This is a genomic window from Enterobacter sp. C3_dUdeg (genome assembly GCF_057536195.1).
Genome location: NZ_BAAKFX010000016.1, coordinates 1 through 26482, shown reverse-complemented (window position 1 = coordinate 26482; position 26482 = coordinate 1). Strand labels below are relative to the sequence as shown.

The 26482-nt window shown below is 54.1% G+C and carries 37 protein-coding genes and 3 pseudogenes; 4 read left to right on the top strand and 36 right to left on the bottom strand.

Annotated features, from left to right (window positions below):
* Positions 1 to 27 precede the first annotated feature (27 nt).
* The 7 genes from AC27FC_RS21735 to AC27FC_RS21705 form a co-directional block, all read right to left on the bottom strand.
* Complete coding sequence (locus AC27FC_RS21735; RefSeq protein ID WP_143347814.1) at positions 28 to 492, bottom strand: hypothetical protein; 465 nt, start codon at positions 490 to 492, stop codon at positions 28 to 30.
* Positions 493 to 732: 240 nt separating this feature from the next.
* The gene (locus AC27FC_RS21730) at positions 733 to 1212 is read right to left on the bottom strand and encodes a hypothetical protein (RefSeq protein WP_143347812.1); all 480 of its coding nucleotides are present in this window, start codon (positions 1210 to 1212) and stop codon (positions 733 to 735) included.
* An 11-nt stretch (positions 1213 to 1223) separates the two neighbouring features.
* Positions 1224 to 2627, bottom strand: coding sequence for an F-type conjugal transfer pilus assembly protein TraB (traB, locus tag AC27FC_RS21725; RefSeq protein ID WP_487160405.1), 1404 nt, complete (start codon positions 2625 to 2627; stop codon positions 1224 to 1226).
* A 2-nt stretch (positions 2628 to 2629) separates the two neighbouring features.
* Positions 2630 to 3370, bottom strand: coding sequence for a type-F conjugative transfer system secretin TraK (traK, locus tag AC27FC_RS21720; RefSeq protein WP_023338038.1), 741 nt, complete (start codon positions 3368 to 3370; stop codon positions 2630 to 2632).
* Between the two features lie 11 nt (positions 3371 to 3381).
* The gene (locus AC27FC_RS21715; RefSeq protein ID WP_032641264.1) at positions 3382 to 3963 is read right to left on the bottom strand and encodes a TraE/TraK family type IV conjugative transfer system protein; all 582 of its coding nucleotides are present in this window, start codon (positions 3961 to 3963) and stop codon (positions 3382 to 3384) included.
* Between the two features lie 6 nt (positions 3964 to 3969).
* Positions 3970 to 4272, bottom strand: coding sequence for a type IV conjugative transfer system protein TraL (gene traL / locus AC27FC_RS21710; RefSeq protein ID WP_032641335.1), 303 nt, complete (start codon positions 4270 to 4272; stop codon positions 3970 to 3972).
* Between the two features lie 3 nt (positions 4273 to 4275).
* Positions 4276 to 4629 (bottom strand): type IV conjugative transfer system pilin TraA, encoded by a 354-nt coding sequence (locus tag AC27FC_RS21705; RefSeq protein WP_032645467.1) that lies wholly within the window; start codon positions 4627 to 4629, stop codon positions 4276 to 4278.
* Between the two features lie 196 nt (positions 4630 to 4825).
* Here AC27FC_RS21705 and AC27FC_RS21700 point away from each other — a divergent pair, with 196 nt between their 5' ends.
* A complete protein-coding gene (locus tag AC27FC_RS21700) occupies positions 4826 to 5467 on the top strand; it encodes an Arc family DNA-binding protein (protein ID WP_261660374.1) in 642 nt (213 codons plus the stop codon).
* A 32-nt stretch (positions 5468 to 5499) separates the two neighbouring features.
* Here AC27FC_RS21700 and AC27FC_RS21695 read toward each other — a convergent pair whose 3' ends face one another.
* Positions 5500 to 5895 (bottom strand): relaxosome protein TraM, encoded by a 396-nt coding sequence (locus tag AC27FC_RS21695; RefSeq protein ID WP_029403780.1) that lies wholly within the window; start codon positions 5893 to 5895, stop codon positions 5500 to 5502.
* 573 nt (positions 5896 to 6468) lie between these two features.
* Between AC27FC_RS21695 and AC27FC_RS21690 the strand changes: the two genes are divergently transcribed.
* Complete coding sequence (locus AC27FC_RS21690) at positions 6469 to 7008, top strand: lytic transglycosylase domain-containing protein (RefSeq protein ID WP_487160364.1); 540 nt, start codon at positions 6469 to 6471, stop codon at positions 7006 to 7008.
* A 28-nt stretch (positions 7009 to 7036) separates the two neighbouring features.
* Here AC27FC_RS21690 and AC27FC_RS21685 read toward each other — a convergent pair whose 3' ends face one another.
* The 20 genes and pseudogenes from AC27FC_RS21685 to AC27FC_RS21590 form a co-directional block, all read right to left on the bottom strand.
* Positions 7037 to 7858 (bottom strand): DUF932 domain-containing protein, encoded by an 822-nt coding sequence (locus AC27FC_RS21685; protein WP_248202708.1) that lies wholly within the window; start codon positions 7856 to 7858, stop codon positions 7037 to 7039.
* Between the two features lie 16 nt (positions 7859 to 7874).
* Positions 7875 to 8168 (bottom strand): hypothetical protein, encoded by a 294-nt coding sequence (locus AC27FC_RS21680; protein WP_172689228.1) that lies wholly within the window; start codon positions 8166 to 8168, stop codon positions 7875 to 7877.
* A gap of 699 nt (positions 8169 to 8867) precedes the next feature.
* On the bottom strand, positions 8868 to 9200 hold the full coding sequence (locus tag AC27FC_RS21675) for a hypothetical protein (RefSeq protein WP_487160363.1): 333 nt from the start codon (positions 9198 to 9200) through the stop codon (positions 8868 to 8870).
* Between the two features lie 17 nt (positions 9201 to 9217).
* A complete protein-coding gene (locus AC27FC_RS21670) occupies positions 9218 to 9427 on the bottom strand; it encodes a hypothetical protein (RefSeq protein WP_193807509.1) in 210 nt (69 codons plus the stop codon).
* A 687-nt stretch (positions 9428 to 10114) separates the two neighbouring features.
* Positions 10115 to 10450: a hypothetical protein gene (locus AC27FC_RS21665; RefSeq protein ID WP_252009677.1), complete on the bottom strand. Its 336-nt coding sequence runs from the start codon at positions 10448 to 10450 to the stop codon at positions 10115 to 10117.
* Between the two features lie 42 nt (positions 10451 to 10492).
* Complete coding sequence (locus AC27FC_RS21660; RefSeq protein WP_487160362.1) at positions 10493 to 11284, bottom strand: N-6 DNA methylase; 792 nt, start codon at positions 11282 to 11284, stop codon at positions 10493 to 10495.
* A 328-nt stretch (positions 11285 to 11612) separates the two neighbouring features.
* On the bottom strand, positions 11613 to 12074 hold the full coding sequence (locus AC27FC_RS21655; protein WP_487160361.1) for a hypothetical protein: 462 nt from the start codon (positions 12072 to 12074) through the stop codon (positions 11613 to 11615).
* 60 nt (positions 12075 to 12134) lie between these two features.
* A complete protein-coding gene (locus AC27FC_RS21650) occupies positions 12135 to 12407 on the bottom strand; it encodes a hypothetical protein (protein ID WP_487160404.1) in 273 nt (90 codons plus the stop codon).
* A gap of 921 nt (positions 12408 to 13328) precedes the next feature.
* Positions 13329 to 13448: a type I toxin-antitoxin system Hok family toxin gene (locus AC27FC_RS21645; RefSeq protein ID WP_223156217.1), complete on the bottom strand. Its 120-nt coding sequence runs from the start codon at positions 13446 to 13448 to the stop codon at positions 13329 to 13331.
* Positions 13396 to 13545 (bottom strand): annotated as a pseudogene (locus AC27FC_RS21640) (DUF5431 family protein); the annotation flags it as partial. The pseudogene AC27FC_RS21640 and the gene AC27FC_RS21645, both read right to left, overlap by 53 nt.
* Positions 13546 to 13714: 169 nt before the next feature.
* Entirely contained in the window at positions 13715 to 14089 is a 375-nt protein-coding gene (locus AC27FC_RS21635) for a hypothetical protein (RefSeq protein WP_045890734.1), read from the bottom strand.
* Between the two features lie 56 nt (positions 14090 to 14145).
* Positions 14146 to 14472 (bottom strand): hypothetical protein, encoded by a 327-nt coding sequence (locus AC27FC_RS21630; RefSeq protein WP_045890688.1) that lies wholly within the window; start codon positions 14470 to 14472, stop codon positions 14146 to 14148.
* Positions 14469 to 15197, bottom strand: coding sequence for a plasmid SOS inhibition protein A (locus tag AC27FC_RS21625; protein WP_127849895.1), 729 nt, complete (start codon positions 15195 to 15197; stop codon positions 14469 to 14471). The genes AC27FC_RS21630 and AC27FC_RS21625 overlap by 4 nt, the downstream gene beginning before the upstream one ends.
* Positions 15194 to 15628, bottom strand: a complete 435-nt coding sequence (psiB, locus tag AC27FC_RS21620) for a conjugation system SOS inhibitor PsiB (RefSeq protein ID WP_023345470.1) — start codon at positions 15626 to 15628, stop codon at positions 15194 to 15196. The genes AC27FC_RS21625 and psiB overlap by 4 nt, the downstream gene beginning before the upstream one ends.
* A 37-nt stretch (positions 15629 to 15665) precedes the next feature.
* Entirely contained in the window at positions 15666 to 17684 is a 2019-nt protein-coding gene (locus AC27FC_RS21615; protein WP_487160360.1) for a ParB N-terminal domain-containing protein, read from the bottom strand.
* Positions 17685 to 17751: 67 nt separating this feature from the next.
* Positions 17752 to 18117: a hypothetical protein gene (locus tag AC27FC_RS21610; protein WP_420301019.1), complete on the bottom strand. Its 366-nt coding sequence runs from the start codon at positions 18115 to 18117 to the stop codon at positions 17752 to 17754.
* A gap of 43 nt (positions 18118 to 18160) precedes the next feature.
* On the bottom strand, positions 18161 to 18433 hold the full coding sequence (locus tag AC27FC_RS21605; RefSeq protein ID WP_023345468.1) for a hypothetical protein: 273 nt from the start codon (positions 18431 to 18433) through the stop codon (positions 18161 to 18163).
* Positions 18434 to 19158: 725 nt separating this feature from the next.
* The gene (locus AC27FC_RS21600; RefSeq protein ID WP_487160359.1) at positions 19159 to 19356 is read right to left on the bottom strand and encodes a hypothetical protein; all 198 of its coding nucleotides are present in this window, start codon (positions 19354 to 19356) and stop codon (positions 19159 to 19161) included.
* Between the two features lie 50 nt (positions 19357 to 19406).
* Complete coding sequence (locus tag AC27FC_RS21595) at positions 19407 to 19817, bottom strand: DUF1380 family protein (RefSeq protein WP_023327697.1); 411 nt, start codon at positions 19815 to 19817, stop codon at positions 19407 to 19409.
* 42 nt (positions 19818 to 19859) lie between these two features.
* A complete protein-coding gene (locus tag AC27FC_RS21590; RefSeq protein ID WP_487160358.1) occupies positions 19860 to 20288 on the bottom strand; it encodes an antirestriction protein in 429 nt (142 codons plus the stop codon).
* A 268-nt stretch (positions 20289 to 20556) separates the two neighbouring features.
* On the opposite strand from AC27FC_RS21590, the gene AC27FC_RS21585 reads away from it, so the two are divergent.
* The gene (locus AC27FC_RS21585) at positions 20557 to 21552 is read left to right on the top strand and encodes a hypothetical protein (protein WP_261893349.1); all 996 of its coding nucleotides are present in this window, start codon (positions 20557 to 20559) and stop codon (positions 21550 to 21552) included.
* 18 nt (positions 21553 to 21570) lie between these two features.
* On the opposite strand, the gene AC27FC_RS21580 is transcribed toward AC27FC_RS21585, so the two are convergent.
* The 8 genes and pseudogenes from AC27FC_RS21580 to parM all read right to left on the bottom strand — a co-directional run.
* Complete coding sequence (locus AC27FC_RS21580; protein ID WP_487160357.1) at positions 21571 to 21882, bottom strand: IS110 family transposase; 312 nt, start codon at positions 21880 to 21882, stop codon at positions 21571 to 21573.
* A 393-nt stretch (positions 21883 to 22275) separates the two neighbouring features.
* The gene (locus tag AC27FC_RS21575) at positions 22276 to 22698 is read right to left on the bottom strand and encodes a DUF1380 family protein (protein WP_172689156.1); all 423 of its coding nucleotides are present in this window, start codon (positions 22696 to 22698) and stop codon (positions 22276 to 22278) included.
* 55 nt (positions 22699 to 22753) lie between these two features.
* Positions 22754 to 22975, bottom strand: a complete 222-nt coding sequence (locus AC27FC_RS21570) for a hypothetical protein (protein WP_013087144.1) — start codon at positions 22973 to 22975, stop codon at positions 22754 to 22756.
* A complete protein-coding gene (locus AC27FC_RS21565; protein WP_487160356.1) occupies positions 22972 to 23664 on the bottom strand; it encodes a DNA methylase in 693 nt (230 codons plus the stop codon). Before AC27FC_RS21565 ends, AC27FC_RS21570 begins: the two co-directional genes overlap by 4 nt.
* Before the next feature lie 386 nt (positions 23665 to 24050).
* A complete protein-coding gene (locus AC27FC_RS21560; protein WP_487160355.1) occupies positions 24051 to 24431 on the bottom strand; it encodes a hypothetical protein in 381 nt (126 codons plus the stop codon).
* 143 nt (positions 24432 to 24574) lie between these two features.
* Positions 24575 to 24838 (bottom strand): hypothetical protein, encoded by a 264-nt coding sequence (locus AC27FC_RS21555; protein WP_487160354.1) that lies wholly within the window; start codon positions 24836 to 24838, stop codon positions 24575 to 24577.
* A gap of 3 nt (positions 24839 to 24841) precedes the next feature.
* Positions 24842 to 25339, bottom strand: a pseudogene (locus tag AC27FC_RS21550) (plasmid partitioning/stability family protein); the annotation flags it as partial.
* Positions 25331 to 25644: pseudogene (gene parM, locus AC27FC_RS21545) on the bottom strand (plasmid segregation protein ParM domain-containing protein); the annotation flags it as partial. The pseudogenes AC27FC_RS21550 and parM, both read right to left, overlap by 9 nt.
* Before the next feature lie 196 nt (positions 25645 to 25840).
* Between parM and AC27FC_RS21540 the strand changes: the two are divergent.
* Positions 25841 to 26167 carry a DUF4113 domain-containing protein gene (locus tag AC27FC_RS21540; protein WP_487160353.1) on the top strand — a complete coding sequence of 109 codons (327 nt, stop codon included), beginning with the start codon at positions 25841 to 25843 and terminating at the stop codon, positions 26165 to 26167.
* Positions 26168 to 26482 lie beyond the last annotated feature (315 nt).

The following is a 26482-nucleotide window of genomic DNA, read 5'->3' as shown; positions in this document are numbered from 1 at the left end:
TAATTACGGGGATTGGCGTATTACGTTTCACTCCTCTCCCGTTTTCCCGCGACGGTCAGTAGTTTTATGGAGAAACTTCAGGTCTGGTTTCTTTTCTGGCCAGACGCTCATTGCTTCCAACTGATACCAGTTTCTGACGTTGCTGGCCGTCAGCCCCTCTGTTTCAGCCTGGTGCTTCAGGTGTTCCCAGGCAGAAAGGTTCAGGGGTTCATAAGCAGAAAGCTTCCTGTCGAATACCTCCGCCCAGCTTTCGTTGTAGTGAGGGACAATTCGCCTGCATATCCATTGACTCGAAAAGAACCAGATAACCAGGAAACCCAGCGCCCATAGTAGTTGGCAGTACGCGAGAACCGGCCACGCGGTCCCAAGGTACATGACAAGCCAGATAAACATGAACCGGCTTCCTTCCGGAGTGGCGCGTCCTGCCTCCCATTCAGCAATGTGTATCCGCATGCTCCTGAGCAGGCTGTTATTACGCTCGTCGTCACGCATTTCGGCTTCCTTAGTTATCTGGCCAGATGGGGGGGCGTATACGAGTCAGGACGATGGCCATGAAGATTGCACCAAAGATGCGAAATGCGTATTCCTCCCGTACTCCTTTGATAATGATTGCAATCACCGCCACCCAACAGAGGACCCAACAAAACGAATAGAGCCAGTTAACTGTTATCCTTATTCGACGGTTCACATCCTTTGCTTTGCAGTTTGGCCCGCCCCCCTGCGCTTGCGTTTTCATTTGCCCTCTCCATTACATTCGGCCTTCTGGCCAGACTCCCGTTTATCCAGCCATTCAGTGAAGCTGTAGCGTTGCTGCTCATCTCGTTGACGCTCGAAAAGCGCACGCGCTTCTTTTTCGTCTTTGAGCCATGCAGCAATGTCATCAGGCTCTATTGCCCTCTTCTCTTTCACTGTGCGGCACAGTTTTTCGAACGCGTCTTTATCTCTCGGGCTAACCGACTGTAATGCCTGATTGATTCGGCCTTCCCAGCTATCGGGAGCGTCCATTTTGCCTGACGCTGCCACGAACAAGAGGAAACCGAGGACCATGCCCATAAAGATAAATCCAGGCTGTTGATAAAAAACACTGTAGAGAAACATGCTGCCCGGGATGGCTGCTGCGCACCAAAATATCCGGTACTTATGTAGCCTTTTCCCGGCACGCCATTTCTTCAGGTCTTCTTCGATAGCATCCAGCTCAGTTTTAAACGACATATGCAGCTCCCTTAGTTGATGGTGTCACCGAGGCGCAGCTGACTGGCCTGACGGAGAACGTCATCCGGGTTGATATTGCCGACTGAGGTGGTACTGGATGCGGTGGTTTGGCTCGCCGGTTGCGGAGTTACGGCATTCTGCGCGGCGTTGCCGGCTTTCTGCAGTTCCTCTTTCGCTTTCGCGTCCTCGGCGTCCTCGATGGTTTCAAGGCGGAAACCCTTCTGGAATACAACGGTCACCTGATTGCCAGCGCCGATATCAATTACCGGGTGGTACTGCTCAGCGCGTTTAATCCAGTACTGGCTCAGCGTGTCGGCCGCCTTGCTGGCCCCGCCGCCTATGCCCTGCTTAAACACGTCACCGGCTCCGACATCCGCTGTTGCACCGAGGCCGACGGATGGTGTAGCGGCAGATTTGATACCTTCGCCAAAGCCTGACAGGAGGCCTGCTGCACCGGCGTAGCCGACAATCATGCCGTTTCGCATAACGGGCTTGCCGCGAATGCCGCCTTTACCCTGGAAGCTGACATGTCCCTGAAACTCCATGTCAACGTGCTTGCCGTTTTTCAGGATGCAGCTGATGGACTGGGTGCGGACGTTTCCGCGCTCGCTGGAGATATCGCCCCACATCTCACCCACAATAAAGCAGCCGTCAGCGTTGAACTCCTTGTTGTTGGGCATCTGAATGTTGCCCTGCAGGCGAATGGTAACAGGGCTGGTATTCTGCTGGCCGGTGACGCTGGCGTTCGCGTCGGCACCTTCAATCAGAACAGCATCAGAGAATGAGCCGGATGGAATCCAGGGGAGTCTGGTTGGCCTTTTCTTCAGGCTGTCGTAGCTGAACTTTGTTGTCGAGAGACCGCCTGTCATGCGCTGGCCAGAGCCGCCCGGATAGAACGCTGCGCCCTGCCCCATATTCACACCAGTGGCGGCCGGTGCACCTGCGGGGGTTACATTGTATTCGGGTGGTCGGGCCTGGCCGGCAGCAACAGGACCGGGGAGTGGTGTTCCGTTCTGGCCAGCAGGTGGTGTCTGTTGGCCAGTGGTCTGGTTGCTGCCGGGGGCTTTCGTAAGCTGGTCATTCAGGCGCTGAATTTCAGCATCCTTTTCAGCCAGCTTTTGCTCGGTGGTGAGCTTGTTCTGTGCGAACTGCTGAGCAAGCGTGGCAAGGTTTTGCTCAAGAGCGGAGGTCTTTGCCTGCTGCTGTGTCAGCGCGGCATCGTTGACCTGCTCGTTAAACGTCGCGGTCACAACGCCGGTCAGGTTTGGTGTTGCAACCGGTGCGGGTTGCTTTTGTTTTTGCTGGTATTGCCCGTACCACATTACGCCGCCTGCTGCAGCTGCGCCGCCAATGATGACGGCGGCCAGGATGGCCAGCTGCTTGCGGCGGGTTTTCAGGTTTTCATTCAGGCTTATGGTCATGGGCGGGCGTCTCCGTCATCTGAAAACACAATCCAGGCATAGCCTTCGCCGCCAGCGTAGAGCTGATTCTGCGACAGCATTACGGCCCGGACGCCCTTGCGCCAGAAATCGCGCTCGCGGAGGCTGCGGGTGATGCTGCCAGGGTTGCTCATCCGGAAGCGAACAACCCGCAGGTGGTTGCCCACAAACTGGCGTTCAGGCGTCAGGCGTACATCACTGGCGGGTGTGTAAGCCGGCATGCGGCTGACCGGGTATTCCCGGTAGTCGTCCGGCACCTGACCATTGACTACGGCGCGGGATAGCGCAACCAGCGTTTTTTCATAGGTCTGCCCTTCTTCCCATGCCTTCGCATCATCGTTCTTGCGAAGTGGTGGTGACATCGGGGTGAAGCGCAGTGTTTTGCCGTTACCCGGCTGCGGCCTGACGTTCAGGCTCAGCGATGAACCGTGGTCAGTCTGGATAAACAGGGTGAAGTTCTGGCCGACAAGCGGAGACAGGATAAGCGCTCCGTCCTCGGTCTGGCTCTGGTCATACGCACCGGTTGGTCCGCTGATGCTGGTAATGAGTTCTCCGTCTACAACAACCTTGCTCGGGTTGGTGTTGCTGAGGGTGACGTTAAAGGCGGCGTCGTTCTCAAACGGAATGGCTGCGGGTGCGGAAGCGGCCCGGAGGCCGCTGGTAAATAATCCCGCTGCCAGAAACACAGCAGCAGCTGCCGGTGAAATGCGAAATTTCATGGGCAGTCCTGTCAGTTAGTGGAAGATACCGGCTTGAGTTCTTCAAAGCTGTGGAGGTTAATCACACCGTTGTCATAACTCAGTTTCAGTCGGTAGGTTTTTTCCTGGTCTTTCAGTGGCGTGATGATTGCGCCGTTTGTGGTGGAGGATTTCAGTACCCCGCTGTACTGCACGGAGCCATCATCCATGACGCGAATTTCTTTCGTGTCGAACTGGGTGGTGATGCCCGCTTTCTGGATGCGCTCAGTTTCTATGTCCAGGGCTTTCTTGAGTACGTCCCGTTCGGCGGATGGGACAAATCCAAGAATCATTTTCTGGTTATGTTCGATGTTTTCCGGGGTAACGTTGAGTCGCCAGTAAATAAAGGAAGCGGCGAACTGTGTCAGACCGGTCGCATCGACACTTTTAGAATCTGATGCAAATGGGCGGTTAAACGTTAACGGCGTGGTGATGGTTTTCTGGGTTGTGGCGAAATACCATGCCAGTGACCCTGTCAGTACATTCCCTGCGCCCATGAGTAAAGTTAAAGCTGAAAGACCAATAAACGCATAGCGGAGTTGTTTATCGCGCTCTCCTTTAATATTCAGTTTCATGAAAAACTATGCCCTCCAGTGCCGGAAACTTGAATCAGGTATCTGGCGAAAGGTTACTTTGAATAAAAGTGATGGCAGGTGCCAGTAACAGAAATTAAGCAACCAGTATGACCCCTGCCCTTTTTTCAGATATCTGACGATAAACCAGAGGATTCCCGCGATTACACCAAGTTCAAGTGACAAGTTGTTAAGCACCCCCAAAATTAATAGGGGTGCGGTAACAATTAACTCGTCAATCGGTAAGCCTAAATAACGGTCCTGCTGGTTCATTGTTTCCGGGAAGTTATATTTATCTCCTTCCCCATTCATCATTTAGCTCGCGATGCCGAAGGCGACACGGGTAAAGATGATTGCCATAACGATACCGACGAACACCAGTGGTGAGCGGGCCTTAATGTAAATAAACAGGCCCATGATGATTTCGGCGATGTAGAACCATTTAACCAGTGAAGAACCAGAACCGAAGGTTGAATTAACCGTGGTGTTTTGTGAGGAAAGAAGGTCAGTACCAGATGCGAATGCCGGGTGAGTGACCATAAGTGCAATTAAAAAAGCGCCTGCTGACTTTAAGTAAAATTTAGCTTTGCGATTTTCGCGTGCTTTGCGGAATAAAGACGCTACCGCCCATCCCTTACCGACGTTAAGGGCACTGCCTTTGGTTAACATGTTTGTTTTCTCCGAAGTAAACAAAAGTGAATCGCGTAAGTGCTTGTTTACGCGGGCGCAATTGTCCCATGACCCTAAAAAAAAAAAACTGTGATGCATGTCACACTTTTTGGAATCATTCAGATTTATCCGAATATGTAAGTGAGTAGGCTTTGTTGACCAGAAAGTTCGGAAATGGCCTCCGGGATCTATAGCTATGAAAGTTAAAGAGAAAATGTGGGATGGTCGCGGCCGTCCGCGTAAGTTCCAGCCAGGTGAAGCGGTGGAGTGGCGATTGCGTGCTCCGGATAATTTGCTTATGGAGCTGAGAATATGTGCCAGAGCTGGCAACAGGAGTGTGAATGAGGAAATTATTGCCAGGCTTTTATTGTCGCTAAATTATCAGCCGGGTAAGCCAGTCATTAAAACTGCGGAGGGTGAGCGGCTCATAGCGCTAGCGGTAAGATTCGAGGAGTGGCTTGGAAAATTACTTGATAGTGAATCCGCTGAGGTTGTGGCTGAAGTTAAAACCCCACTCAAGCAGGAACAATTGTGGATGTGGCGTGAGGGTGAGCGGATTTTGCTTCCGGGGAAAACAACCGGATATAGCATGCGTATTCCCGAGAATCTTGCTGATGAAATCAGGGCAATGGCGAAGGTGCATAACCGTAGTCTGAATGACGAAATGCTCACCCGTCTGATGAATACGCTGGGTTATTTTACGGAAAGGTTACTTGACCAGAACGAGGATGCGCAGGCGCTTAAAGTTCTCTGTATGGAGTTTGAAGTTTTCCTGAAGGAAAAAATAAGAGAGGTAGAAAAAAGTGACCTCTCCTGGGATGAAAAATCGTCTCAGTGATCGATGCGAGCCGGAGTGTCCGGCTCGCAGATTTATTCTTTTTCGTTGATGAAGTGCCTTGCTTCCGCTTCGTTCTCGGCTGTATTTATGCCGCTAATAATCATATCGAGCGTATCTTCCAGGCTGCCCTCGCCGTCTTTTCCTGTCATTTTTAAATACATTTCAGCGAGTAGTGTTGCAATGAGAACTGTGCCTTCACGTGAGCCGGCTGCTTTTCTTATGAGGTCTCTGCGATATCCTTCAATATCAAACTGGTTACCATCCTCGCCATCGCGCTTATAAACAAGAAGTCCAAGCCTGATTAATTCGTTGCAGGTGGCTGATATGTTTGCTTCTCCAGCATTGGCGCCGTTTTGCAGGTCTTGTTGAACAATATCACGAACTTCACGTTCAATTTTATCTTTAAGGTAGATGCCGACTCTTCCCATATTTCTTACCTGTTTTAAGTTAGTGTCGGAACCGACACTACATATAGCCTGTTGGTGGATTATCAGATTGCTGTGCAAAGGTGCAATGGATTGATACTGCTGTGAATTTACGCTCTATACAGTAGTACAATCCAGCACCAGGATGTGCGACAGTGTGACACTGTGCGATATATAATTCAATGGAATTAAAGCATATCTACAATTGTACGATACATGTGTGACATACCGACACTAACAGGTATCAGGATTATACGATAGTGTAGTGTCGGTATGTGCGACATTTAACGGTCTTAATCCAACAACGCGCAAAATTCTTGCAGACATCATCATGAAACTAAAGGAAAAATCTGCAAGACGAAGTCTTGCGTGGGGTGTGATGTTTTAAAGGGTTAGAAAAGAGCGGCATGTTAATACCGGCTACTGCTCTGACATGTTTATTTCTGGCAGGTGTTAAATCCCCGCAGGAAAGCGCTCACGCGCGTTTGTAGTGAATTTACTTGATTACGACGATCCGCCGGGGTATTTTTTAAAGCGCCTCTCCAGGGTCCGTTTATTTCGCTAAAAGGCCAAACCATGAAAATATCGTTACTGCCTGCTGCTTTGCTGACTCTTTCACTATCTGCTGGCGCAGCTCCGCAGATGTGCTTTGATCAGGCCGGGAAAGATTATCAAATTGATCCGCTTCTGCTTATGTCAATTTCGATTAAAGAGAGCCATCTGGTACCAGATGCGATAAATGGATCAAACAGGAATGGGACAGAAGATGTCTGTGGGATGCAGGTGAACAGCTCACATTACGGTAAACTTAAAAACTTCAATATTACCCGTGAGCGCCTGTTAAATGATCCATGTATCTGCGTTTATACGGGTGCATGGGTACTGGCGCACAACTTCAGGTCATACGGAAAAAACTGGGACAGCGTGGGGATGTATAATACGGGGCCGAGCAAAAAGCTCATTACGCAGCGCAAGGCCTATGCACAGGATATCAAAAATATATATCGCGTATTACTGGCCAGAAAAAAGTTACTTACTGAACGTCTCGCGCCAGCTGCGGGTAAGGAGCATGAGATAAAAACTACAGAAACAGCATCGCTTAACACCGGGCAGTAAAAAGCCGCTCTGTTGAGCGGCTTAATTTTCAGGCCTTCAGTTTTGCAAACTCCTCAGCCATTTTCCAGAGCACCTGATTTAATTTGATGTCACCATCTATTCCGGTGACTTCCCGCGTTCTGGTCATCTTCCCTTTTTCCGTTCTGCCACGAATTCCCCCACGGATCACATTTTCCTGCACCACGTTAAACGTGGTCCATAAATCCTGGCCTCTGTCGAGCACACGGCGAGGGTTAATAATTTGCTCCGGTGTAATCGGCGCTGGTTTTCCATCGTATTTAAGTTCCAGGGCGGTCTTACCAAAAAGGCGCTGCTCAGGCAAAGTGAGCTGAATGCTTTTCATGAGGTCAATATTTTCATCAACCGCGTCAAATGTTTTCAGCACCGTGTAAGCGCCTTCAATAACCTGCCCGACAATATCCCCTTTGTGGGGCACACGGATTTCACCAAAATCCTTCCATGCAACCAGACCATTACTGCAAACCTGACGGAACATACCGGGGATCATTTTATAGCTGCTTGAACCATCATGGCTATTCAGCAGAATAATTTCCGGTACTTCTTTTCCGTTAATCTGGTCATGACGGCGCAGACGAAGCATATGCTTTGTAAAGTCGCGTTTATCTTGGTCACGTGTACGTGACTGAGTTGCATAATATGGCTGAAAACCTTCATCACGTAAGCGATCAAGAATGTTAATGGTCGGGATATACGTATAACGTTCAGAGCGTGAATCGTGTTTATCCGATGAGAACGCGCTCGGAACGATGCGCTGTAATTCATCATTCGTCAGCGGACGGTCTTTGCGGATCGAGGTAGGCATACGATAGCGGCTTGCGAAACTGACCATTTTTATTTACTCCTGATTATTTAGTTAAAGATGAAGAAATAACGCGGTGAAAATTATCCAGCGGCATTGCAGCTGCCACAGGGCGACCATCTACAACCCAGACAGAGATATAATCCGGGCATTCGTCATTAATTAACGTCAGCTCCGTGGCATTCACTGGCGGCGTAAAAATTACCGGTTGTGGCTCCCCTTCCGATGCTGCCAGGACCCAGCAAAACAGATCCGTGAACTGGGACCTGGTGAGGTTCGAATCACATCTTCCGGTAGATTCTTGAGCGGCGGTTTTGACGTTGACGTTTCGTGTGTGCATCCTGGTTTTCTCCTGTGGTGATGGTTGTCCATCTCCCTGGTGAGTTCTCTCGCGGCAAAGGGCAAAGGAGCAACGGCGAAGGGAGGAAGGAAAGGGGCGGAGACAAAAGTTTTTGCGGCACGCAAAAAGTTTTGGCGGAGTGCATTTCACCCCTTGGATGACGACCCGACGGTGCTACAAGCAGCCCTCCGCGTGAGGACACACGGGGGATGGCTTCACCGGGGGAACAGGATGCACACACCCGACACGTCGGAACGGCGTGGCGCCATTAAAGCGACGGCATCAGCCGGCGCGGTGAAGGCGTTCCGGACGGCACGGCCGGAGAAGCCGCAGCCCTTGACCTTCGCCATCAGACCCTAGCGTCAGCCCGAAACCCGAAGGGGTTCGGCGGAGCCCGGCGGGTGCGCAGCAGCCGCCCTGGCGGAGTGGGGCTCGACGACCGGACAGCAGCGCTGGCCGGGAGCCGAAGGGGGCCATCGCCCTGCCCTGTTTTCGGGTTATGGCCACGGAGCTTCAGCTGAGGAAGTTAACCAGCAGGACGTCGGTTATGATCGCAGGTGAGGAGATAAGCACTGCAACGGGGAAAGGCAGGAGCGCCGGAGGCGCTTTCGCCCTCCCCGTTTCCCCGAAGGGGAAAGAGGGTTTGTGCGGTTGCCCTGATGAATGCCACCAGGGCTGGACCGAATACTGTATCAGGGGCTAAATCTCACCCGCCTCAATGGCCATCTCGGTCATTAAATCGTCGTATGCCTCCTTCGCACGTTCTTCCTCAGCCCACGTCAGAAATAAGCCGCGCATCGACGCTGCGCCCATGAATACCGGGCGGTCTTTAAGAGGTAATTTAGCAAGGTAGTCCAGCGCCATTCCCAGCAAAGTGACATCATAGATTTCGTAGTACGCGCCGCATGTTTTACCAGCCCGCTTTTCCATACGAGCCAGAACCACATCAGCACGAATGACGTCGAACGGATTACGTGAGTGAATATTGCGTACAAAACCATCAGTGCGCAGGAGCGTTGTTTTATGTGTCATATTCGTTTCTCTCCGACTCAGGATTTCTTAGCAATTTCAGACAGTGCGCCACGGATGAAATACAGACAGGCATCTGTACGGGTGAACTTATCGCCGTAATGCTCATGGACCTGCTTCAAACAGAACATGTTGTAATATCCCCGGCCTATAACCCGTGCAATTTTCCCCTCTATCTTCCTGGAAGATTCTTGAGTGGCGGTTTTGACGTTGACGTTTCGTGTGTGCATCCTGGTTTTCTCCTGTGGTGATGGCTGGCCATCTCCCTGGTGAGTTCTCTCGCGGCAAAGGGCAAAGGAGTAACGGCGAAGGGCGGAAGGAAAGGGGCGGAGACTAAAGTTTTTGCGGCACGCAAAAAGTTTTGGCGGAGTGCATTTCACCCCTTGGATGACGACCCGACGGTGCTACAAGCAGCCCTCCGCGTGAGGACGCACGGGGGATGGCTTCACCGGGGGAACAGGATGCACACACCCGACACGTCGGAACGGCGTGGCGCCATTAAAGCGACGGCATCAGCCGGCGCGGTGAAGGCGTTCCGGACGGCACGGCCGGAGAAGCCGCAGCCCTTGACCTTCGCCATCAGACCCTAGCGTCAGCCCGAAACCGCTTGCGGGTTCGGCGGAGCCTGGCGGGTGCGCAGCGGCCGCCCTGGCGGAGTGGGGCTCGACGACCGGACAGCAGCGCTGGCCGGGAGCCGAAGGGGGCCATCGCCCTGCCCGTTTTTTGGGTTATGGCCACTGAGCTGCAGCTGAGAAAGTTAACCAGCAGGACGCCGGTTATGATCGCAAGAGAGGAGAGAATCACTGCAACGGGGAAAGGCAGGAGCGCCGGAGGCGCTTTCGCCCTCCCCGTTTCCCCGAAGGGGTAGCGTTTTTTGCGGTTGCCCCGATGATATGCACCGGGGCCAGGATTTCCGCTCAGATCGGTTCTTCGCTGTCACCTCCGTTTTCCTGCTCATAGTGCATCATGGCCATATTCAGCAGGGCATTAAATCCCTCGATGCCAGCCCCGTCCGGCTCGCACTGTTCGCACAGGTGCAGCAGATTGGCCAGAAAATCCGTGATGACAGTTTGCACGCTTTCGCTTTCCCTGTTCAGCCCGGTTTTACGGGCAAATTTCCAGAGCACATCTGCAGCCAGCGCGGCGTGATCATCGTTGCTGCGGATTTTTAGCGGTTCAGCCTGGCCTTGCAGGCGTTCTGCCATCGTCTCCAGCACGGTCGCCGGAACAGCGTTCAGTGTGTTGCTTGTCATTTTCTCTCTCCCTGCGGCAGGTCTGCCCTGCCGCTCTGTCAGTCAGGCGGCCACGGTGGCCAGAAAGTTTTTCATAGCTTCGAAACGACTGCGAAACTCCAGACGCCCCTGCCAGTCATTGAAGTAATAAACGGGGGTATAACGCACGCGATTTGCTTTCAGAGTCAGCGTATTACCGGTCACGACTTTCGCAGGGATACCCAGCAGTGACAGCTGGATAAAGGCCATATCAGCCACCATCGGATCGATATCTGTGCAGGTGGCATACAGCTGTTCTGAGGGGTTATATCCCGCTTCAGCCATCCAGTATGCAAAGGCAATGACCATACCGCCGCTACCACAGGCAGGCTCATCTAGCGTCATCCAACCCTCACGCTTTATCGTCTCCTGAGCGCCGGGCATGAGTAGTCCGGCCATCAGGCGGGAGATGCAGGACGGGGAGAAATACTGCCCCATTTCGTCCGCGCCCAGCTCATGCTCCATATACAGTGCGCCCAGAAAATCATGCATTTCACCCGCCAGCCCCTCCACCAACAGGCAGAACAGCTGTCTCATGGCGTCTAAATCTTCCGGCTGATACCGCCCGCAGATTCGTCGGCTGTTTTCGATGCTTTCTGGCGATCGTATGCTCGCTATATCAAGCCCGCTGGCGGCCAGGGTGATAAAGTCGCAGAACACTTCGGAACGGCGCATATATTTCGCGGTTTGACGGAACACACTGGCGAACTGCTTACGCGCCTCAGCTGGCGACTGCACCCGGACAGGAGCGGAAACCCGCGGTTGCGGATCAGCCTGGTCTGCCAGGAACAGGGATTCAAAACTCAGTTGTGACATGGTTTCTCCTTACCGGCCGCCCGCAGGCGGCCGTCTCCTGTTAAGCCAGTCCAAGTGCCGGGTAGACGCTGACAGCCAGACCACAGTCAGCATCGGTGGCGTAGCCCGTTTCGGCATTTACCACGGACAGGAACGGCTGCCACTGTTAGAAGCGCAGCGCGGGTACGCGAGCGCGTTTTCCGGCGCGGAGGGCATTTACAAATGCCTTCGCCTGTGCGACAGTTTGCGGGTCAAATTTCACGATCAATCTCCTTACTTTGGTTGTGATTGCCGGTTCACCGTTACAGCGGCTACCCGGCGTTGAGAAAGCAGGGGCAACCCTGCTTTTTTAATGCGCGGAATTCAGCGGCGCATCGAGACAGAAACGGGCGATCACGTCGCCAATCAGCTCCCGGTGATGGCGGGTGTGCAGGTCGTGGCACTCAAAGAAGCGCGCGCCGTACCGGACAAAAATCGCGGTCACATCCCCGCCCGTAAACTCGATCGACTTGAACGACTCCCCGCCATACCCTCTGCACCAGTCCACTGGAGGCAACGTTTCCAGCTGGTCGATGTACCGGGCCTCGGTGATTTCCACCCAGGGACGGCGATAGCCGTCATTCTGCTTTTCCTGCACCTGAGTCGCGGGGATCAGCTCCGCGTCCGGATAGAGACGGCGCAGGGATTCCAGCGTTTTCGCTTCACGCTGAGTCACCCACTGCCCGTCCAGCTGTGTTGCGCGGTCATAAACAGCGTTATGAGACGGAACGAAAAAGGCCATTGGTGCAGCAGTCGGGGTGTTAACGTTCATCTTTCATGCTCCTGTCTGATGAGGTTCCGTGCGACAGCTGCCGCACGGGGTGAACCGGATTTAAATGTCGATACCTGCGCGCTCGATCAGGCGCACAAACTGTTTGAAGTGGTCTGCTTCAGCCACATGGATATGGCGGAACTGTTTATCGACGCCGCTGCTGAGGGCGTAGAAATAGGTGCAGCGCATCGTTTCGGGGCTGCTTCTGCGCAGTTTCTTCAGCTCAGCAAGGCTGCTGAACTCCAGAACGTCCGATTCCTCCTCAGAGTTTTTTTTCGTCTCAGCGACGAGGATCGTGTACGACACGGTTTTCCCCCCATCTTTCTGGAAGATTCTTGAGCGGCGGTTTTGACGTTGACGTTTCGTGTGTGCATCCTGGTTTTCTCCTGTGGTGATGGCTGGCCATCTCCCTGGTGAGTTCTCTCGCGGCAAAGGGCAAAGGAGCAACGGCGAAGGGCGGAAGGAAAGGGGCGGAGACGAAAGTTTTTGCGGCACGCAAAAAGTTTTGGCGGAGTGCATTTCACCCCTTGGATGACGACCCGACGGTGCTACAAGCAGCCCTCCGCGTGAGGACGCACGGGGGATGGCTTCACCGGGGGAACAGGATGCACACACCCGACACGTCGGAACGGCGTGGCGCCATTAAAGCGACGGCATCAGCCGGCGCGGTGAAGGCGTTCCGGACGGCACGGCCGGAGAAGCCGCAGCCCTTGACCTTCGCCATCAGACCCTAGCGTCAGCCCGAAACCGCTTGCGGGTTCGGCGGAGCCTGGCGGGTGCGCAGCGGCCGCCCTGGCGGAGTGGGGCTCGACGACCGGACAGCAGCGCTGGCCGGGAGCCGAAGGGGGCCATCGCCCTGCCCTGTTTTCGGGTTATGGCCACTGAGCTGCAGCTGAGAAAGTTAACCGGCAGGACGCCGGATATGACGCCCGGGATGAAGAACACAGGAAAAACCAGGCTGAAGCCAGGTACAGGCAGGTAACTCATGGCGCTCTGACTTCAGCAAAATCAAGCAGGAAAGGCAGGAATGTGGACAAGGCGGAGGGAGCAGAGGGGCAGCGTCGAAGGCGCGTCCCCCTTCCCCCGTTCCCCGCAGGGGAACAGACCTTCCGGGTTGTTCATGCATGCGACTGCACCCTTCGGGATGGAAAAAGGGGCTACCGGCGAACCGGCAACCCCTTCATAAAGGCGCTTCAGGCATGTCCACACAGTCTCAGCCCCTGAATGGCGGGGGTTTCCCCCCGCCGGGGTTAGCTACTTAGCGGATTCGTAAGCCATAAAAGCTGCCACCTCCCTGTTCGTGTCCCTGTATCGGATTTCGCAGAGCGATTTCCGTGTCAGGTAAGTGAATATCAGCAGTGTGAGACACACTATTAATACGCACCAGAGCAGGGTATTTCGTGGCAGTTTCATGGCCTTCTTCTCCTTGCCTTGCGGCATCTAAGAGGCTATCCTGATGTTGTCTAGGCATACAGGTGGCCTCGTGGGTTAATGAAAATTAACTACGGGGCTTTCTGCTTTCTGCCACACAACACGGCAACAAACCACCTTCACGTCATGAGGCAAAAAGCCTCAAGCGCCACGTCGATTATACCGGGCAGGTGCTCTTTCTTACCAGGTATATCCACGCTTTATGCTGCTTAACGCCTGAAATATCTCACGTATCCCCATGCCGCGATCACTACGCCGATGACCAGCGCAAGATTGGGCAAAATCACGTCCCCGGCACTTACAAATACGGCCTCAGAATTACCTTGCCCCCAGAATGCCAGCTTGTACCCGACGCCCCAGACAAAGAAGATAATCCCGGCACTCAGAACGCCGTATTTCATTACGCCGAGCAGGACTTTATCGAACCAGCCTGGCGTATCACGCCATGTGATAACCATCGCTATCAGACTGCATATGAACAGGCCAGCATAATAGCCTGTCGTGCCTTCCCATTCTGGCGCAGCATGCCTGACGATTAAAAAGAACAGCGCGTACAGTAATATAACGAGCAACCAGTACCTCATAGTCCTGCTTTCCTTTTGTATGGCCATCTGTTCAGTCAGACAGCATTGTATCTGATTCATCGGGCAGACTTGCCATTGAAATACGCCGGACGCGCTGCCAGTTCCCGCTCGATTAACTCATCGGCAAACAAAGGGGCAACACGATTAATCCGTGCCTGCATGTTGCGCCTTCTCACCGCTGCTTTCCGTTCATCGCTCCAGCGCTGGATCTGTTTCTGACCGAGAAAATCCACGCATACAGCGTAACCTGAGCCAGCTACCCAGCGTGACATTACCTCTTCAGGTGCCGCCTGCCCTGCCTCCACGACAACTGAAACCAGCTCCAGTGGACCTGGGCAGGGCTTGTGCGGCAATTTCCAGCGCAGGGAATAGCGCCACTTCATACACCGCTCCGGTCAGCCAGCTTATTTGGCACCTGCCAGCGTTCAGCGACACGAACATGCTCAGGTGTTTCCCGGACAATAAACGGGATTTCATACATCACTGTATACAGCGGCTCACCGCTGATGCGAAGCCAGTCAAGTTCCTTCAGCGACGCGAACCGCGACTGCCAGCGCCAGAACGGTCCGGCAAGCTCTGCCGCGTCAAACTCGTCGCTCCACCGGGTGTACCAGGTGCAGACGGTTTCCGGTGACTGAAAATTCAGGTCGATTTTCGCCTGCTCCAGCAGGTTCTGGCGCAGTTTCCAGCGCTGTTCGTACTCACGAGACTGGCGGCGCATCTGACGCGTGGTCTTAATGCCGGACCTGTGCAGCCGTCGACCCGTGCGGGTGTGCATGACCTCAGGAAACAGTTCGGCCTGTACGTCAATTGTGAGCGGCAGCGGGCAGGCTTCGCCACTGGTGGCGATCATCGTGTTAAGCGCCTCCTCGACCTGTTTCAGGTTCGAATGACGGTTATTTGGCACCCAGTGCAGACCAGGTATTTTATTGGCCACCGTGGCGTTGAGGCGTCCGCTGCCCGTGAGAAGACGCAGAAAGGTACGCACATACGGCATGGCGGGCAGTCGTGCGCCGCGTTCGCGGGCAGACTCAACATGGCTGATAGCCTGTATTGCAGCCTGACGGGCGGGCTTCAGGGAAACGAGCGCGTGTGAGGACGGGATCATGCTGTCACCTCCACATTCATCAGCTTCGCCACGGTGCGGGCAGTGCAGTTAAAGCGGCGCATACCTGCCAGCTGCGCGATCAGCTGGTTTATCCGTTCAGGCTGAAGCGTGTCGCTCTGGTAAAGAGTACGCACCACTTCACCGCCGGAGGACAGCAGCACCAGAAGCCAGTAAGGCGAGACTTCGCCCGGGCTGCACACGCACAGATGCCAGTCATCACTGCCGTCCGCGCTGAAGCGGCACTGGACAGGGAAGAAGCCGCCGAACTCGCTGCGGTATTCGGCGCAGACGCGCCATCCTTCAGGTGTCGACAGGAGGCCGGTCACGGCATCGCTGAGGGCGCGGCGCGCGTCCTCCCCCTGCTGACGGATAAACTCCAGGTCTGTGGCGGTCAGGGTGTTGATTCGGTTCAGGTCATATTGCATGGTCATGTCTGTTCCCGCCGCCCGAAGGCGGCGGCCTCCGGTATTATGCAGCGTGGTCAGTGGTGTTAGCGTCGGATTCAGTGGCTTCTTCAGCCTCAGCGGCTGGCGCAGGGCGCACCATCCAGTCAGGCAGCCAGCCCTGAGCATTCAGATCCTGTTCGGCGGCCTTCGCCGCATCGCGGCGCTTGAGTTTCACAACTTCACCCGCACGGGCGCTGAGTCCGGCTTCTTCATAGGCTTTGCCAATCTGGGAAATCGTGAGCTTCCCGAAGTAACTCTCAGCACCCGGTTGCCACCACTTGCGCAGGTCAAAGTCCAGCGCCGCTTCCAGCCCGTCCAGTTCGCTTTTCTGCGTATGGTTGTACATACGTTCCTGAATACCGTTGATACCGTGCGCGGCACAGAATCCCAGCAGGGTGTTCACCTGCTCCGCTGACCATGAAAGCAGCCAGGTGAAATCGAGATGCCAGTTTTCGGGCAGCGTTGCCTGAAGCGCCTCTTTCTGCGCTTTGAGCGCCGTCAGCGCCTTCCCTTCTTCACCGGATGGAGCCAGTGATGCAAGGTGATACTGATTCGAGGACACGGAGGCTTTCAGCGGTTCGCTGCGTTTACCGTAGCTGCGGTCAAACATACTGAGGCACAGTGTCCACGTCAGCAGCGCCACCGATACGTCGGGACGACCTGCCAGTTCGGCCTGAACGGCGAGAGTCCGTTCGGCTGACATAGCTTTTACCAGCGTTGCCGGATAGGCGTCGGCGGGAATTTCAGGCGTGGTGTGTCTGATCACATTGCTTTCACGCTCCTGACGCGCCTGTTCTTCAGCTACCCGGTCTTCGTCGGTCAGCTTGCGGATACCAGGCTGAACCTGAAAATTGCTACCGTCCCATGACACCCAGATTCCGTGCGCGGCGCGAAATTCCGGCGTGGCTTCGCGGTACTGCGCCTCGCAGTAAATGTCATCGATATCCTGCTGAAGCTCGTATTCGTCATCGTAGCTTTCAGTGGCTTCCATTTGTTCTTCCAGCTCACTGACGCGTTTCTGTTCTTCTTCCGTCAGGACAGCTTTCGGCATCGCAAAACGGTACTGTTCACCGTCCTCACCGCTGGCACGCAGTTCCGTCATACGGAACTCAGCCCAGCCCCAGCCCCAGCCCTGCTCCTGCTTAACGCGGGCGGCGAGCACGGTGAGCTTGCCAGCCAGCAGAGATTTCACCAGCGCCGCATCGGCAAAGGTGCTGTCCTTGTCGCTGAACAGGTCGGCGGTCAGCGTACCGCCAGCGGCGGTATAGGCTTCCTCACCCACATACTCAAACATCGGGTGACTGATGGCCATCTTGTCGTCGGTCACCATTTTGCGCAGAGTCAGTACAGCAGGATCGCGCCACTGTACAACAGCCTCTTTCCAGACCTGCTCCTGACGCTCATGGGTATCAGCAAGTGTCAGGACTTCACACTGTTCAAGGGAGATTTCATCCCGCGCCAGCGCATCCAGCAGGGAGGGGGCAAGATTCGCCAGCTTCAGGCAGCGCTGAACGTGGCGCGGGTGGTAGCCCATCAGTGCGCCGATCTGAGAGGCCGTTTTACCTTCCTGCTGAAGGGTACGAAAACCGATAATCTGCTCGGCGGGATGCATGTTTTTACGTCGACCGTTCTCGATCATCGAGGCCGCTACCGCCATCTCAACGGGCAGGACTTTCACCGGAACAAACGGCGTGTCCGCATCGAGCACACCGCGCATCACCAGAATGCCTGTGCCTCTGCGACGACCTTCCCCGCCGACAATGCCGATCGTACCGTCCGGCAGTTCTGCACCAATCAGGTTTTGCAGGATGCCCATTGCCTGAATGCTGTCTGCCATCTCTTCCACTTCCTGATCGGTATGCGGAATGATGCGCGTGTTTAAGTCAGTGCGTGACAGGCGGGAGTACGGGAAGATTTGCACGGGCGTATCAGCGAGCAGCTGGACGAGCTTCTGCTCGGTAGACTGCGCGATTTTTTCCGCAGATTTTGTCTGACGGGTGGTCTTGGCTGGTTTTTTTGCCGTAGAATTGGTGGCGACCATGATTTTTACCTCTCAGTGATAGTTGTGGTTAGCCGTGGCCGGATTGCCCTCCGGTCACGGCACTCGGTTAACCGGTAATGCGTTTCGGGTGTGCTGCCAGTGCTGCAAAGGACGGATAGGCATCAAGAACCTGCATCATGACTTTTGCCCCTTCCAGCATCGCTTTATCCGTTACGCTGCCGCTGTTTTCACACACGTTGATCGTTGCCACGATCCCCGATTTCACATCTGAAAAACTCTCATACATGCGGTTGCTGTACAGGACGCGTTTGCCTCCTGCCATCACCTGCCAGTTGTTGCAGTCATTAAATCGGGTGTCCACGTTGTCAAACTCGACCACGTGGGTGTCGCTGGCCTGAATGCGCAGCAGCTTCACGATTTCAGTGCTCTGCCCGACCTTACGGGTCGCCGGACGGGTGTTAAGGTTCTGCATGTTTCCTCCTTCTCTGGGTTAAGGCCGGACATCCGGCCTCCGGTTAAAGCTGCACGTATTGCAGATTGCGTTTCAGTTCCAAAAGAAAATCCGGGTCAAATGACCAGGCGCGCCAGTTAAGCGTTCCGTAGGTTCTGATCTCCACCTGAACGTCTCCGTATCGGGACACATCGGACAGGGTGACGGTGACACCATCTTTCAGCGAAGTGGCCTGAGCCACCCACTCCCGTGCGACAGAAACAGGGTTTTGTTCTTCCCCTATCTTCCTGGAAGATTCTTGAGCGGCGGTTTTGACGTTGACGTTTCGTGTGTGCATCCTGGTTTTCTCCTGTGGTGATGGCTGGCCATCTCCCTGGTGAGTTCTCTAGCGGCAAAGGGCAAAGGAGCAACGGCGAAGGGCGGAAGGAAAGGGGCGGAGACTAAAGTTTTTGCGGCACGCAAAAAGTTTTGGCGGAGTGCATTTCACCCCTTGGATGACGACCCGACGGTGCTACAAGCAGCCCTCCGCGTGAGGACACACGGGGGATGGCTTCACCGGGGGAACAGGATGCACACACCCGCCACGTCGGAACGGCGTGGCGCCATTAAAGCGACGACATCAGCCGGCGCGGTGAAGGCGTTCCGGACGGCACGGCCGGAGAAGCCGCAGCCTTTGACCTTCGCCATCAGACCCTAGCGTCAGCCCGAAACCCGCAGGGATTCGGCGGAGCCCGGCGGGTGCGTCAGCAGCCGCCCTGGCGGAGTGGGGCTCGACGACCGGACAGCAACGCTGGCCGGGAGCCGAAGGGGGGCCAGAAGTAGGATTCAGGTGCTTTCAGAGGATTTGCTGATCGGGTTTCAGAGCCGGCAACTGCACCACGCCACGCAGGACCGTATCCGTGACAATTTGCCCTCACAATGCCTTTCATCTGCATCTCTCCGGGCTTACATCTGGGCGGTAGGGGGCAGCGCCGCAGGCGCTGGTCTTGCCGTCCGTCAGCCCGAAGGGATGACAGGGTTTTCGCGCGCGAACAGGCGGCGCCTATGCCCCGCCCGGATTATTTACTTTCCATCCCCCTGACCGCCCTGGAGAATGAAGTGGCCGCAAAGATAGACGGCGCACTGGCGGGTAGCCGATTCGCAGATCTCATCCAGCACTTTCGCTGTGGTTACGGGGCTGAGTCCTGATTCGCGACGTCGCTCGTTGATGAGCGTTTTATACTTGCGCAGGATGCTGCGGGTTTCCGGTGACAGTTGCATGGTGTTCTCCTTTTGTTCTGTTTCCGGAGGCAATGCCTCCGGCTTTTCTGTCAGGCATCGAGCGCCTCGCGCAGGCGCATCATGACGTCGTTTTCTTCTTTCAGGGTTTCTTCAGCTGATCCGCCGCCATCCTCCGCGCATACTGCGATACGTTGCATCTCCCGTCCTGCAAGCTGCATGACTAAGGCCAGCGATTTCGCGGGAATAGTCACGGTTCGCTTCTCGCGTCGCTCATCGAGCATGGTTTCGACAATCGCCCGTATCTGGCCGATATCCGCGCCACTTTCAAGGCATGAACTTAGCCGACGCAGGACTTCATCCAGTTCCTCATCGGTTAAATCCCAGTCAAGGCAGACGCAACGAATGTCATTTCGATTCCAGCAGGCGAAAACGTATTTCTCGCCATCGAGGTCGGAATGTCTGAACATTTCAAGGGCAATTTCTCTTGCTGTACCAATCATGTTTTTCTCCTTTTATCGGGCGGCATCGCCGCCCGTGGTCAGTCAGTCAAGGGCACGCCAGATGGTGGCGCTTTCCGGATGGGTGTCAGCAAATGCCATAAGCTGCTCATAGCGACGGCAGAAGTGGCGGCACAGCTCTTCATGGTCATGGTTGTTGTGGTGCCAGCTCCGGTGATTCAGTACCAGCGCCGTGAGAATGATCCCCGCCACTTCCCCGCTGACAGTCTGCTCAAACCAGTTGTCCGGATTGCACAGGGTCAGGCTCTCCACGTCAGGCGCCATATATCCGCCACCTTCCGGCAGCCGGTAAAACTGCCAGAATCCCCCCTGATACTCAGGGCAGTAACGCTGGGCATAGGCGTACACGGATGCCTCGGACGTCATAAAATCGCCGCCAAACAAATCAGGCAGGAAAGTCAGGCGCTGCGCACCCTCAAGACGAACAGCATCACAGGTCACGGTCTGGTTCATAGATCCTCTACGGTTAACATATTCTCGGTTCCGGCATCGCCGTGACGACACGACAGACCGGCGAAAAGCGGAGGATACAGGGGCGACGCCGCAAGCCGCAGCGCAAAGCCTTCACGGGCTGAATGCACCGTGAAGGGTGCGAACGGGTGAGCAGTTGTGTTTACTGTCAATAGAAGAATAAAAAAACAGCATTGATCTAATGGTTATTGAGTTGTATATTTAAACATGCTGGATATTAAAACAGTTAACTACTCGTAAAGGCGGGCTAATGGCTGAAGATTCAGAGTATTTTTCTAGTTTCATTGATATTGATAAGCGTCCTTCCTTCTCATCAGAGCATGAGATCAGTCCTGAAAACTTCCAAAAACTAATAGGTGAATACAAATTCACTGAAGATGTGAGTTGTCAGGTAAAAGCTTTAAATGGCATGTGCCATCAAAAACATAAAAGTGGTTGGTTAGGCGTGACCGCGGATGGTTTTGAAGTCCTGATTGGCGGGCATTGTGCAAGAAAATACTTCAAAGCTGATAAATCCTTTACCAATGAAAGAAAGCGGGTTCGCAAGCAGCTCGACAGAAAGAAAGCCCTTCATAAGCTAAAGGATTTTCGTGATAACGCTCTGATTATCAATGAAGAACTATCCCGTCTTCGCACTACTATCATTAATACAAGAGTCATTTTAGATCAGATACTTAAATCATTTCCAAATACAGTATTGTCATTCATCACTGATGCGCAGAAGACTCGCAACTGGGATATCAAAATTGATGTCCTGCACAAATTTAATGATGACAATAAACCCATATGGGTTACCAGTTCATTAGGCAATTTAAAGTCACTACCTTATATGTATGAGGTCATTAGTTTAATGACCCGGGCAAAATCGCTCGCAGAAAAATTCTCCGAGGCCTGCAGCCTGAATCCAGAAGATGTATCAACACCAAAACTGAAACGGATCATTGAGACTCTCAACGACAAGGACGATCTAATCAAATCAGCCACATCTCTAAGCCAGGAAGTAGCGCGATTCATTGATACAAGAAACCTAGAGCTACTTATCTTCGTTTGCGGAAACTATGAAGAGGAGTTCCTCGCAACCAGAGCAATTATGGCTATTACAGGTGCAAAAGTCTCAACTGATGGGCATGTCAACCTGCGACTACGGAGGATAAAGGAAAAAACTACAAAACTCTTTGACGGAAAACTGATTAGAAAGAATCAGATAGTCGAGAAATTCCAGCGTAGCAAGGCATTCACTAGTTGACGTCTAATACCATTCCTTTTACCAATGACGGGTGCCATTCAGCATCCGTTTCGCTATTTTGCCCAATGCTCTGGCAAAGTTTTTCACTTGGCGGGGATTTACGACAGCGACTGCCAATCCTGCTTCAGTGAGCATAGATGCCAGAAGATAGTGATACTTACTTGTAGCCTCCATGACAACAAGCGAAACCGATAACTCCCTCAACGCTTCCAGCAATAACTGTATGCCTGTCGGTGTGTTTTCCAGATGAAGAAACTGGGATGTTGTATCAATGTGGACATCAAAGCTGTCTTTCGATACATCAATTCCGACTGTTGTAGTTTCTTTCATTTTTCAGTTCTCCCTACCTTGTAGATACGGGCTTACCCTTCAGCCCCGGCAATTGTTCGGGCTAATTCTGAAACTGACACTGCGCAAAAATGCTCACCCTCGGGCTTTATATCCCTGGACACCGGTCACGCTGCAGCATCAGGAAAAACACATAGAGTGTATACCTCTATGTCAAACAAAACATACAAGGACGGAGGCGTCAGCGAACCCTTGTGGCCGATGCGGCCGGGCTACAGTGAAGTCACGGCGCATGCCGTCACCGCACGGAGCTTCAGGGGAGTTTCATTGTCCCGACGTTGCCCGGAGGGCAGCGGCGGATAGAAGCGGAAGGCACTGACATCCTTATTCGCAGTGGATGGCCACCGGTTGCCGGGGCGTTACCCCGGCGTTCTCTCAGGCGGCCAGCGCCTCCTGTAGGGCGCGAACGTTATTCAGCTCATCCCTGACAGATTCAGGCTCCTGCCGCCCGGCTTCCCAGGCCATACCGATCCGGTTTTCCAGCTCGCATTCATAGTTACGCAGGACGCGGGACAGGAGTACCGCCGGAACACTCACCTGACGGTTTGCCGCTTCGCGCTGACGGGCCAGGAGATCGCTGACAGTCTGATTATTTACCCCCTCCTGACGGTATTGCGTCATTTTCATTTCGCCGATCGCCTTCATCAGATTCCGGATTTCAGTCCCGTCCGGTTCTGGCTGGGCTTCACGGCAGGCCACGCTAATCCCCTCTTCCGTCCAGACCAGCAGGACCAGGGGTTCGTCAAAGGTGAACATGTTTTCAAGCTGTACACAAAGTTCTTCGCGGGTTCCGTACATCGTTTTTTCTCTCTTGTAAGGGGTTACATGCCGGGCATCAGCCCGGCAGGGTCAGTCAGTCCTGAAAGGTTTCGTCCAGCACCAGGGCTTCGCGGTAGGCTTCAAGAAGCAGGGTGTTGATCCGGCGCAGGGTCTGCGCTGCCATACGTTCGGTAAGCGTTGCCGCGTCGTGCCGGTGCTGCGATTCGAGGCGGTTCAGCAGCATCCGCACGTCACACATGGCATTGCTGAGCGCGGCCACGTCCGCGCGCAGGTGTTCAAGGCCCGGGTAGTTCATGCCGCCTCCGGCCAGTCAGGGTAAAACGCGCCGTCATTGGCCGCCGGCATCCTTCTCGCCCGTTCAACCTGTGCCAGACGTCGGACGCCGGCGGCGTGGTACTGCTCAAGCATCTCGATCCCGATATAGCGGCGGCTGGCTTCGGCGGCGGCCACGCAGGTGGAGCCGCTGCCGGCGAACGGGTCAAGGACTATGGCCCCCGGTCGCGTGAGCGATTCAATCAGCGGCCGCAGACTCTGCACCGGCTTCTCCGTCGGGTGATGTCGGTTGCCCGTGTATTTCCAGGGGATCACGTCCGGGATGGGACGGTCCGGGGTTTGCGGCCTTCCCTTCGCCAGCAGGTAGGCGCTCTCATGGGTGTAACCCACGAACGTCGATTTTGAGGCGTAGCTCTTGGCAAAGACGATATGGCCACCCACCCGGAAACCGGCCGTTTTCCACGCATTCAGAAACAGATCCGCGCGGTTCCAGGCATAGAAACTCACCATCAGGCTGTCATTTTTCAGCACGCGGTACATTTCATGACAGGCGGGCTGGAGCCATTCTGCTGAGTTGTCCCCGGCCAGGGTGCGGCCGGTACGGTCCTTATAGCCAACCAGATACGGCGGATCGGTAAGAATAAAATCGACGGCACGCGCAGGAAAACGGGACATCACCTGCACGCAGTCAGCCAGAATAAAACGGGACATAGACACACTCCTCTCTGATATGCGGCACCCTCTTGCGCCGTGCCGCCACAAAAACCCGGCTCTGAGCGGAGGGCGCAGGGGCGACGCCGCAAGCCGCAGCGCAAGCCTTTCACGGGCTGAATGCACCGTGAAAGGTTCGAACCGTGAACCCTTGCGACCGCAGCGGCCGGGTTAGCGTGAAGGCACGGCGTGGAACACGCCGCCGACTGGCGGCCATTAAAGAGGAGGGAACCGACATCCTTTTATTTGACGGCAGGGATGAGATGTCACCCTGCCGTTTTTTTAGTTCTGAAGAGAACAATGCAGGACAGAGGGTTACAGGATTGAGAAAATGAGACAATGCCAGCTGAAGATTGGAATCTGGAAGTGGGCAGCTGGCACGAAACTTATTTAGCTGTTCTGCAAACTGAGACTAACGATGATCGGAGTACGCGAAACTCTATCACGTCGTTACGCCCGAGGAGCTTGAGGGCGTCTGGGGAACATGCCATTGCAGCCTTCAGTGCCAGTGAAATGGCGAGGCTGCGGTAGCGGTTTTGCAGCATGATGGGGGCATCAGCAGGCACTGCGTCAGACACCTGTAGATACGCTTTCCATGCATCTGGCTGTGCCAAAGCATCATGTTCCACGGCTTCGAGCTGGTCTTCACGTTCCTTTTGCTTTTGCGTGGCCATCTGGTCAAGAACCGCCACTGTGGCTGCGGCATTCATCGCACCAGGTATTGCCAGTGTGAGCGCCGCAAACAAAATTGCAGTATTACACTTCATTTGTCTTCCTCATTGTGTTCATCTCCCTTATGTCCTGACAGTTCAACAGCTCGCTGGCCGCGCCAGCGTCAGCCCCGCTCTCTTAACCTTTTGCATCAGTCCCTCCCAGGCTGTCTGGTTACCATTCTGAATGATGTTCTTGCTCAGGAGCGGCTCTTCGACTTTTTATCGTCAAAAGCCAGGAGAACCCCGAGGCCGATCAGCGAGGCATAGCAGACCTGCATCGCGATTGTCACCGGCAGGGAGATATTATCAACCAGAACGCCGGGAACCACGACGGCCACGCCTGCCAGTATCATTCCCCTGCAGGTCTTTTTGACCCGTTCCGGCCACTGAGATTCAGGAACGTTCCGGGCGTGCAGAAAGTTATGAATGCACTGCTCTGCCTTCTGTTTAATCACTGACATCTTCTAGTCTCCGAATGCCCGTCGCATATTTTTCTTTATTCTGGTCGCTTCAGCGGATACCGGTGCGGCAGGCTCTGCTGGTTTCTCCGGCACTGCAGCCATACTCACGTCAGCCGTACCGGCCATCTGCTGAACCAGAACCTGCAACTCGCTGACCGTGCCGGGCGGTACAGGCATACTGGCCAGCAGACACGGCAGCTCCGGTGCGGTCGTATGCAGAGCCAGATCGGTGATAATCAGGTTTCTCAGCAGCTCTCCGCGCAGGCGGGATGACACGCCCGTCAGCACACGCTCAACCCTTTAACTGCTCCGATCATCCAGGAGCGTCAGGGTGTAACGCCGGCGCTGGTATTCCGTCTCCGGTGACATGGCCAGAGCCGCCACGCCACCATCAGGCTCATCAGGTAGTCCTGAGAGTGAAGACCAGGTGCCGGATACCAGCGCCATCAAGGCACAAAGCCGGATGGCGCTCAGATGCCCGTCAAAGAACACCGGGATCACCTTCACGTCCGTTACGGTAAATGCCCTGCTCTTATTGAGAACCAGCTCATGCATTAGTTTTTCCCGTTTGAGTCGGATGTTCTCCTTGTTCCGCTGGCAGTCCCCGTCATAATACTCGCTCAATGGCAGCGTCACAGTCAGGCTCACCGTCTGCGTCTCAAGTCCGCTGTTCAGCAGCGCATGATACATTGCCAGCAGGTTGAGATCACCGTACTGATATTCCAGTTTGTTGTCGGGATGGCATCACAGCTGACGCTGTCCCAAGTGTATTTCAGTGGCCTTACCTGATAGTGGAACGTCGCCGCACATAGATATCCATAACCATGTACTTCACCTTTAACCTTAGTGAAATTCATATGTGTTTGTCATTTGTAAACGTTGGCTGATAGGTCGCAACCCCGAAAAGTCAGCTTAGTGAGCTTAAAACAGTTCCATATGGTACCGCCCCTCACAACAGATAAAAGTATGTCCACCGATATACCAAATCAGGTGTGACACTCAATGACTTCCACAGCTCCGGTGCGTTTCAATTGCAAATATTCGACGAACGCCCACACCTGGCCCCGCAATACGGAACTAATGAAGGCATTTGTCGGCATAAACCATCCCGGACTAGGGTACATATGGTGTTTAGCTCTTCTGATAACGCAATCTTGGCAGATGAAACGCAATAGAATGTTCTCTGCATACACCGTCCACTGGATGGATATCTCCTCAGTTAAATTCTGTATTTCAGATAGAGCAAGTAGTGCTCGCCGCAGCCGAACGACAGGGCGAAGCACGCGAGTGAGCGAGGAAGCACCAAGTAACAGAACAGACATAATCTAAAGACACACCACACTAAAAGAACATATTAAACTATACCTTTTGATTTCAAATTACCAATATGTATGGATTAGAGATCTACCTGATTCAACTCACTATACTTAGTCATTTCACCCTACTTGATTTCCATTTAAATTTGTTCTTTAGGATCATGGTCCCAGGTTCATCGAATACAGCAGGGTTTCGATCTGGGATGCGGACGCCGTAGTGTTTAATGCATCACCGGGAACTGGTGTGGGACCATGGTCCCAGGTTCATCGAATACAGCAGGGTTTCGATCTGGGATGCGGACGCCGTAGTGTTTAATGCATCACCGGG